The sequence below is a fragment of the Paenibacillus sp. sgz302190 genome (assembly GCF_059820445.1).
In genome coordinates this window covers 45,701-52,194 of the sequence record NZ_JBZYAO010000052.1, presented here as the reverse complement: position 1 = coordinate 52,194, position 6,494 = coordinate 45,701, and the positions used below count along the sequence as shown (strand labels likewise).

The window sequence follows — 6,494 nt, the reverse complement described above, 5'->3', positions numbered from 1 at the left end:
GCGCGCCGCAGATAGGCAGCGCTGCGCAGCTCGCGCTGCCGGGGACGATGCTGGAGCACAAGCAGGCTCCAGCACTGCCGGGACCCAGCGCGCTCGCAGAAGCGCCGCTGGATATGGACTGGCTGCGCCCGGCAAGCGGCGCAGAGGATGCGCCAGCGGCCGCCGCTCCTGCCGAGCAGGCGGCGCCGCAGGTCGACATGGAGCAGCTGCAGCAATGGATCATGCAGCAGCCGCAGTTGGACATCAAAAAAATCGCCGACAAAGTGTACCGCGAAATCGAAAAAAGAATCAAGTTCGAGCGGCAGCGCCGCGGACTTTAACGGATAAAACGGAAAGGGATGGACGCCGGTGGCACTGAAGAAAGCCATGATCATCGTGGACAAGGGAAACGGCAAAAAAGAGAACGTGCAAGTACTGTTCAACCCCAGCGAGTATTCCCTCGATACGAGCAACAGCTATTCATGGAATAAGGTGCCAGGCTTGTCCATGCCGGTAGGTCAGTTTATTACCGGGGGCACGACTTCGCTGACGATGGACTTCTTTTTTGACACCTACGAAAAAGGAACCGATGTCCGCAATTATACGAAAAAAATTTCCGGCCTGCTGGACGTGGAAAAAGAGCTTCATGCACCGCCGATTTGCCGGTTCGTCTGGGGTTCCCTTGATTTTAAAGGCGTCGTGGAAAAGGTGACGCAAAGCTTCACGATGTTTCTGGATAGCGGCATCCCGGTGCGGGCCAAGCTCAAAGTGACTTTCCGTTCGTGGCACAGCAAGAAGGAGCAGCTTCAGAAGATTCCCCGCCATTCTTCGGACCGCACGAAGCAAAAAATGCTCAAGCAGGGCGAACAGCTCTGGATGATCGCAGCTCACGAGTACGAGGACCCCGGCTTGTGGCGGGAGATCGCCAAGGCGAACAATATCGACAATCCGCTCAGAGTTCAGACGGGACGCCGCATTTCGGTGCCGAGGTTGGATTAGACTATGGCCCAGTTGAGTCTTGAAACTACCGCGTATACGATTGATCAGCTTGAAAAGAAATACCGCGACTTTTTTGCTCCGGCTTACGAAATCAAAGTCGACGGCAGTAAAATATCGGACGATATTGCGGTCTCGATGATCCGGGTCGACACTTCGATCGAAGGAACGGCGGATTCTTTCTCTTTTCGCATTACGAACGCCTATAATGTGACGAAAAGCGAGATGCAATGGCTGGACGTATTCACGTTGAACAAAGCGATAGACATCAGCCTCGGTTATGTAGATAAGATGTGCCCCGTTTTTTCCGGTTACATTACTTCGGTTGTCGCTGATTTCGCGGAAGGGGAGAACCCCGGCCTGATCGTGCGGGGGATGGATTTTTCGTTTCTGATGATGAAAGGGACGAAGTCCAGGTCGTGGAACAACAAAAAGTACAGCGATGTCGTCTCGGAAATCGCCAAGGAATACGGAGCGAAGGCGAACATCGACGCCACGACGATGCAATTTCCGACAATTTCGCAGAGCCAGGTGGACGATTATCATTTTATCGAGCATTTGGCGCGATTGATGAACTTTGACTTTTTCGTCGTCGGCAAAAACCTGTACTTCCGCAAGCCGCTTACGGACACGACGCCTGTGCTGACGCTGGAAATGGGCAAAACGCTGCGCAGCCTCTCGATTGACATGAATTTGGCCGAGCAGTTGACCGGTGTGACGGTGCGGGCCTGGGACAATAAAGAGCTGAAAGTGATCGAAAGCAAAGCTGGTCCGATTGCGAAGCTCGGTTCCAATTCGAAGACAGGCAAAGACCTGCTTTCGACCGGCGGCGAGTTCGTGGAATATATGTACACGAATGCGATTTCGCAGGATGAGGCCAAAAGCTATGCGGACGCCCTGCTGAACCGCAAAGCGATGAAGCTGATCACGGGAACAGGCGAATGCGTCGGAATTCCGGAGATTCGGTCCGGGCGCTATATCAAGCTCAGCGGACTGGGCAAGAAGCTCGATCAGCCGTATTATATTACAGGGTCCACGCACCTTTTTAACGACGATGGGTACGTAACGAGGTTTCAGATAGGAGGGAACGCGGTCTGATGTTCGAGCTTCCCGAATTTGCTGTCGGAGGGTCAGTCGATTTTTCCGGTCAGAAGGTAGGCGGCGTTATGGTCGCCGTAGTGACGGACAATGCCGATCCCGACAACCTGGGCCGCGTGAAGCTGAAGCTTCCGCTGCAGGAGACCGAAACGGAGACGGATTGGGTTCGCATTGCGACGCTTATGAGTGGCAAGGATATGGGCAGCCTGTTTTTGCCGGAGGTCGGCGACGAGGTGCTGGTAGCTTTCCATCTGGGCGAGATGCGCCAGCCTTTTGTAATCGGCATGCTGTGGAATCCCAAAAACAAGCCGCCGGCTCCGGCGGAAAAAAACGATGTGCGCAAAATCAAGTCGCGGTCGGGCCACGAGCTCATTTTCGACGATAAAAGCGGCGAAGAAAACATTACGATCAAGACGAAAAAAGGCCAGACCATCGCATTGACGGACAAGGACGACAGCATCAAAATCGCCGATCAAAGCGGCAATAACGAGATATTGATCAAGGGCGGATCGGCAAATGAGATTACCGTCAAAAGCAGCGCGACGACGATTAAGCTGAACGCCAAAGGCGACATCTCCATCGAAAGCGCCAAAGAGATCAAAATCAAGTCCACGCAGATCAATATCGAAGCGTCGGCAACGATGGCGCTGAAAGCGGCCGCAACGCTGGACATCAAGTCGGACGGCATGATCAACATCAAGGGCAGCATGGTCAAAATCAATTGACGCCGGGAAGGTCTTATGACCACTCTCCCGTTGGCTCAGTGAACGACAGGCAGGAAGGCGGCTGAGCTAAAGGGATAGCGGTCATAAGCAAGCGGCAGAAACAAGCGGGCTTAAGCCAAGCGCCGGAAGTAGGCGCAAAAAGCCGGGAAGGAGCGTGGATTGGTGTCGGAGGCATTTTTGGGGCGGGGCTGGAAGTTCCCGATTCAGGTAGACCAGGCGACGGGGCGCATTCAAACGTCCGAATATGAAGAGGACATCGCCGAGGCGATCCGCATCATCCTCGGAACGACACAGGGGGAGCGGGTGATGCGCCCGGATTTTGGCTGCGGCGTGCAGGATTTTGTGTTCGGTCTGACAGACGACACGACGCTGCGTCTGCTGGAGAGCAATATCAAGGAAGCGATCCGCAATTGGGAGCCGAGGGTTGATGAAGTCGATGCGGAGGCGGTGCCCGACCGGGATGATCCGGGCAAGGTGATGATTCGCATTACGTATTTGGTGCGGACGACGAACAATTTGTTCAATCAGGTATATCCGTTTTATTTGCATGAAGGTTCCAAATAGGCGATGACGACGAGGCGGCTGAATGATGACAAGATGTGCAGAGAGGAGGTGGAGCTGTGCAGCCTCCCCAAATTGATCCCCGGGATATTCCCGGTCTAATTGCCCAAATGAAGGAAATGGCGCCCTACTACACGCCGGAGTGGCGGTTTACGCCGGACGATCCGGACCCGGGTTCAGCGCTGTTTCTCATGTTTGCGGACATGTTTCACGAGAACATCAAACGGTTGAACCGGGTGCCGACCAAAAATCTGGTTTCGTTCCTGAACATGTTCGACGTATCCTTGCTGCCGGCGCGCCCGGCCAGCGCCTATGTCACGTTTGCGCTGAACGAGGGCACGAAGGAGCCGGTGCTGATTCCCGCCGGGACGCAGATCGCCGCCGCAGGGGAAGCGGGCCCTTTGTTTTACGAAACCGCCCGCAGCGCGCTGTTGACGCCGGCGGCGCTGCATGCGGCGTACGCATCGAGCCGCAGCCGGGATGCGATCATCCGCATTGCGGATGCGTTCATCACGGCGTCCAGGCAGGGGCAAGCTGCGCCGACGGCGCTTTTTCGCATCAAGGACGGCGATAATTTGCAGGCGCACGCCTTGTTTCTGGAGCACAGCTCCCTTTTTACCGTGCCGAGCACGGCTCGCATCGAACTGGAAATTCGCAACTCGAAGCAGCGCTACGATGAAGCTAACGTTTGCAGCCAATTGGCCGATCCCGAGCTGACGGAGTGGCTCTATGCCGCCGAAGACGGCTGGCGCGCCTTTGACCGGGTGGAGGCGAAGGGAACGCGGATTATTTTGACCAAAGCCCAGCTCGGTGAGCTTGCGGAGCGGGAAGTGGACGGTATCGCCGGGCACTGGATTCAATGCCGCTTGAAGCCTATACGGCAGGACGGCGCGACCCTTGCGGACCGCAGGCTGTCCATGGACCAAATATCCGCCAAGACGGATTATGCGGACGTATTGCAGATGGGCGGCATTAAGCCGGAGCAGATGTTTTATAATGACATCCAGGCGGATGAGAGCGGTTTTTATCCGTTCGGCGATCAATTTGCGCTGTATGGATCTTTTTACATAGCGAGCCGGGAAGTATTTACGAAGAAGGACAGCGATATCACGCTGAGCTTCGATTTGCAGGCGGTTCAGAACCGGTTTCAGCCGGAGGCCGCCGAGCAGGTGGACTGGAAACTGGTTATGAAAAAGTCCAAGTTCGACAAGCCCGCCGTCGTTCATGCGACCGTGATGCAGGTCGTCTGGGAGTACTGGAACGGGGCGACTTGGGTGCGCCTTGAAGTCGGCAAAGAAGCGGAAAAGCTTTTCTATTACCCGCAGGAGCAGCCCGTGCGCAAGCAGGTTCGGTTTCGCTGTCCGCAGGATTTGGAGCCGACTTATGTGAACGGCAATGAGAGTTGGTGGATTCGCGCCCGTATTTTGCAAATGGAAAATGCTTATGCCCCGCAGGCGGTTTATCTTTCGCCGTGGGTTGAACATGTAGGGCTGACTTACGGTTACGAGGACCGCGTTTATCCGCCCCATTGCTGCCTGACGTTGAACAATACGGTTTATGCGGACCGAACGAGGCACAGCCGCTGTCAGGAGGGCGGGTTCGAACCGTTTCAACCGCTTGAGGGCGAGTATCCGTCCTTATATTTGGGGTTTGACGCGCCGCCTGTGAAGGGGCCGATTTCGCTCTATGTTTCCGTGAAGCGGCAGCGTCTGACCGGGCAGGATATTCCTATGCTGGAGTGGGAGTACTTGCGGGGGGCCCTGCTTCCCGGAAGTCCGGCGGAATGGGCGCCGCTCAAGGTGATCGACGGCACGAACGGGCTCACGCAAAGCGGGGCGCTGCAGTTTGCCGGGCCGTCCGATTTTGCCGAAGCCGTGCAGTTCGGTTCGCAGGGGTACTGGATTCGCGTCGTCAACCGCGACGGCAAGTACGACGATCCGGATGAACGGACGCCGGTTCCCGTCGTGCACGGCATCTACCTGAACACCGTGCAGGCGCTTCAGCAGGAGACGATCACCGGCGAGGTTCCCGACGCGCGTGGCATAGACGAAACCGAATACCAACTGAACCGCAGCGGAATCGTATCCGAGGACGTTTGGGTGGATGAGACGGATTATGTGACGGAAGAGGAAATTGCCGAATACGAGCGTCAGGGCGAGCCTGTCCTGGATGTCAAAAGGGACAGTGAAGGCCACGTCCAGCGGCTCTGGATCAAATGGGCATCCGTCAGCCGGTTGGCTGATTCGGGAGGCCGTGACAGGCACTATACGCTGGACCGGACTTTCGGCCGTCTGCGCTTCGGGGATGGCATTCACGGCAAGAAGCCCCCGAAAGGCGGGCTGGATCAAATCAAGGTCACATATCAGGTGACCTCGGGTCAAGCGGGCAACGTGGACGCCCGTCAAATCAACCGGCTGCAGGACTCCATCGCCTTTGTCGGCGAAGTGTACAATCCTGAGCCTGCGGCCGGCGGCTGCGAGGCGGAACAGCTCGATTCGGCTTTGCGGCGCGGTCCGGAGATGATCAGGCACAGAGGCCGGGCGGTGACGGCCGAGGACTACGAATGGCTGGCCAGAGAGGCGTACCCGAACATAGCCAAAGTGAAATGCGTGCCGAATCATAACGCATATATGCAAACAGAACCCGGAGCGATGACGTTGGTCATTTTGCCGAAGGAAGGGCGTCAGGGAAGCGCCGCTTTTCCCGAGCTGAAGAAGCAGGTCGAGAAGTACATGATGCAGCGCGCATCCGGTCTCGTCGCTTTCCCCGGCAACATTCAGGTGATCGAGCCGGTTTACATGGAAATTTCCGTCTCGGCCGCCGTTGCCGTAGAGGGGATGGACGCCGTCGTCTCGACAGAGCTGCAGGCGCTGGAAAAGCTGAACCGTTTCCTGGACCCGCTGACAGGTAATTTTGACGGAAAGGGCTGGAAGATCGGGCAGCAGATCCATCCTTCGGTGTTCTACGCGCTGCTCAAGTCGATCCGGGCGGTCAATCATGTGGAGAAGCTGTACATGACCGTTTTCAAGCTGGAAGACGGTGAACGCCAGGAACTGGACGTGAACCGGCTGCCGGCCATGCCCCACGGTATCGTCGTCAGCGGCAAGCATAAAGTAACCGTTCGGGTGCTGTGAT

6 protein-coding genes are annotated in these 6,494 nt (G+C 56.5%); all 6 read left to right on the top strand.

Translation table 11 applies throughout. From position 1 onward, the window contains the following. A partial coding sequence (locus tag AC6RNO_RS33700) for a hypothetical protein (protein WP_497108111.1) occupies positions 1 to 320 on the top strand: 320 nt, incomplete at its 5' end. Positions 321 to 348: 28 nt separating this feature from the next. Further along, positions 349 to 978 carry a CIS tube protein gene (locus tag AC6RNO_RS33695; RefSeq protein WP_474686143.1) on the top strand — a complete coding sequence of 210 codons (630 nt, stop codon included), beginning with the start codon at positions 349 to 351 and terminating at the stop codon, positions 976 to 978. 3 nt (positions 979 to 981) lie between these two features. Then, complete coding sequence (locus tag AC6RNO_RS33690; RefSeq protein WP_474686145.1) at positions 982 to 2,073, top strand: phage late control D family protein; 1,092 nt, start codon at positions 982 to 984, stop codon at positions 2,071 to 2,073. Further along, positions 2,073 to 2,798, top strand: a complete 726-nt coding sequence (locus AC6RNO_RS33685) for a phage baseplate assembly protein V (protein WP_488437434.1) — start codon at positions 2,073 to 2,075, stop codon at positions 2,796 to 2,798. The genes AC6RNO_RS33690 and AC6RNO_RS33685 overlap by 1 nt, the downstream gene beginning before the upstream one ends. A gap of 162 nt (positions 2,799 to 2,960) precedes the next feature. After that, complete coding sequence (locus AC6RNO_RS33680) at positions 2,961 to 3,362, top strand: GPW/gp25 family protein (RefSeq protein WP_488437435.1); 402 nt, start codon at positions 2,961 to 2,963, stop codon at positions 3,360 to 3,362. A 56-nt stretch (positions 3,363 to 3,418) separates the two neighbouring features. Then, positions 3,419 to 6,493, top strand: coding sequence for a putative baseplate assembly protein (locus AC6RNO_RS33675; protein WP_497108110.1), 3,075 nt, complete (start codon positions 3,419 to 3,421; stop codon positions 6,491 to 6,493). Position 6,494: the final 1 nt, after the last annotated feature.

What these genes read in the sequence shown, in the direction of transcription:
- AC6RNO_RS33690 (WP_474686145.1), top strand. Translation starts at nt 982, where the DNA reads ATGGCCCAGTTGAGTCTTGAAACTACCGCGTATACGATTGATCAGCTT.
- AC6RNO_RS33685 (WP_488437434.1), top strand. Translation starts at nt 2,073, where the DNA reads ATGTTCGAGCTTCCCGAATTTGCTGTCGGAGGGTCAGTCGATTTTTCC.